The sequence below is a fragment of the Enterococcus sp. DIV0240d genome (genome assembly GCF_051711245.1).
GTDB lineage: Bacteria > Bacillota > Bacilli > Lactobacillales > Enterococcaceae > Enterococcus_D > Enterococcus_D casseliflavus.
Genome location: NZ_JBIOMG010000006.1, coordinates 1 through 1,791 on the forward strand (window position 1 = coordinate 1; position 1,791 = coordinate 1,791).

The 1,791-nt window shown below is 50.8% G+C and carries 1 rRNA gene; it reads right to left on the reverse strand.

Annotation, left to right across the window (positions count from 1 at the left end):
• Positions 1-56 precede the first annotated feature (56 nt).
• Positions 57-1,615: ribosomal RNA gene (locus IGJ25_RS17140) — 16S ribosomal RNA — on the reverse strand.
• Between the last annotated feature and the right edge of the window lie 176 nt (positions 1,616-1,791).

A 1,791-nucleotide genomic window follows, 5' to 3' on the forward strand; every position in this document is an offset into this window, starting at 1 on the left:
ACCTCTCAAAACTGAACAAAGGCAAACGATGTGTAGTCTTCCGAAATATTCCTTAGAAAGGAGGTGATCCAGCCGCACCTTCCGATACGGCTACCTTGTTACGACTTCACCCCAATCATCTATCCCACCTTAGGCGGCTGGCTCCAAAAGGTTACCTCACCGACTTCGGGTGTTACAAACTCTCGTGGTGTGACGGGCGGTGTGTACAAGGCCCGGGAACGTATTCACCGCGGCGTGCTGATCCGCGATTACTAGCGATTCCGGCTTCATGTAGGCGAGTTGCAGCCTACAATCCGAACTGAGAGAAGCTTTAAGAGATTAGCTTAGCCTCGCGACTTCGCAACTCGTTGTACTTCCCATTGTAGCACGTGTGTAGCCCAGGTCATAAGGGGCATGATGATTTGACGTCATCCCCACCTTCCTCCGGTTTGTCACCGGCAGTCTCGCTAGAGTGCCCAACTAAATGATGGCAACTAACAATAAGGGTTGCGCTCGTTGCGGGACTTAACCCAACATCTCACGACACGAGCTGACGACAACCATGCACCACCTGTCACTTTGCCCCCGAAGGGGAAGCTCTATCTCTAGAGTGGTCAAAGGATGTCAAGACCTGGTAAGGTTCTTCGCGTTGCTTCGAATTAAACCACATGCTCCACCGCTTGTGCGGGCCCCCGTCAATTCCTTTGAGTTTCAACCTTGCGGTCGTACTCCCCAGGCGGAGTGCTTAATGCGTTTGCTGCAGCACTGAAGGGCGGAAACCCTCCAACACTTAGCACTCATCGTTTACGGCGTGGACTACCAGGGTATCTAATCCTGTTCGCTCCCCACGCTTTCGAGCCTCAGCGTCAGTTACAGACCAGAGAGCCGCCTTCGCCACTGGTGTTCCTCCATATATCTACGCATTTCACCGCTACACATGGAATTCCACTCTCCTCTTCTGCACTCAAGTCTCCCAGTTTCCAATGACCCTCCCCGGTTGAGCCGGGGGCTTTCACATCAGACTTAAGAAACCGCCTGCGCTCGCTTTACGCCCAATAAATCCGGACAACGCTTGCCACCTACGTATTACCGCGGCTGCTGGCACGTAGTTAGCCGTGGCTTTCTGGTTAGATACCGTCAAGGGATGAACATTTTACTCTCATCCTTGTTCTTCTCTAACAACAGAGTTTTACGATCCGAAAACCTTCTTCACTCACGCGGCGTTGCTCGGTCAGACTTTCGTCCATTGCCGAAGATTCCCTACTGCTGCCTCCCGTAGGAGTCTGGGCCGTGTCTCAGTCCCAGTGTGGCCGATCACCCTCTCAGGTCGGCTATGCATCGTTGCCTTGGTGAGCCGTTACCTCACCAACTAGCTAATGCACCGCGGGTCCATCCATCAGTGACGCAAAAGCGCCTTTCAACTTTCTTCCATGCGGAAAATAGTGTTATACGGTATTAGCACCTGTTTCCAAGTGTTATCCCCTTCTGATGGGCAGGTTACCCACGTGTTACTCACCCGTTCGCCACTCTTTTTCTTTCGGTGGAGCAAGCTCCGGTGAAAGAAAAAGCGTTCGACTTGCATGTATTAGGCACGCCGCCAGCGTTCGTCCTGAGCCAGGATCAAACTCTCATAATGATTTGTTTGAATGACCATACGGTCATTAAGCTCATAAAAATTAACTTTGCTAGCTATTGCTTGCATGTATTTGTTTCAATAAATTGAAACGTCCTACACATTGGTTCGTTTGCTTGCTTTGTTCAGTTTTCAAAGGTCTACCGTGCTGTGTTAGCAACTTTTATATCATATCAGAG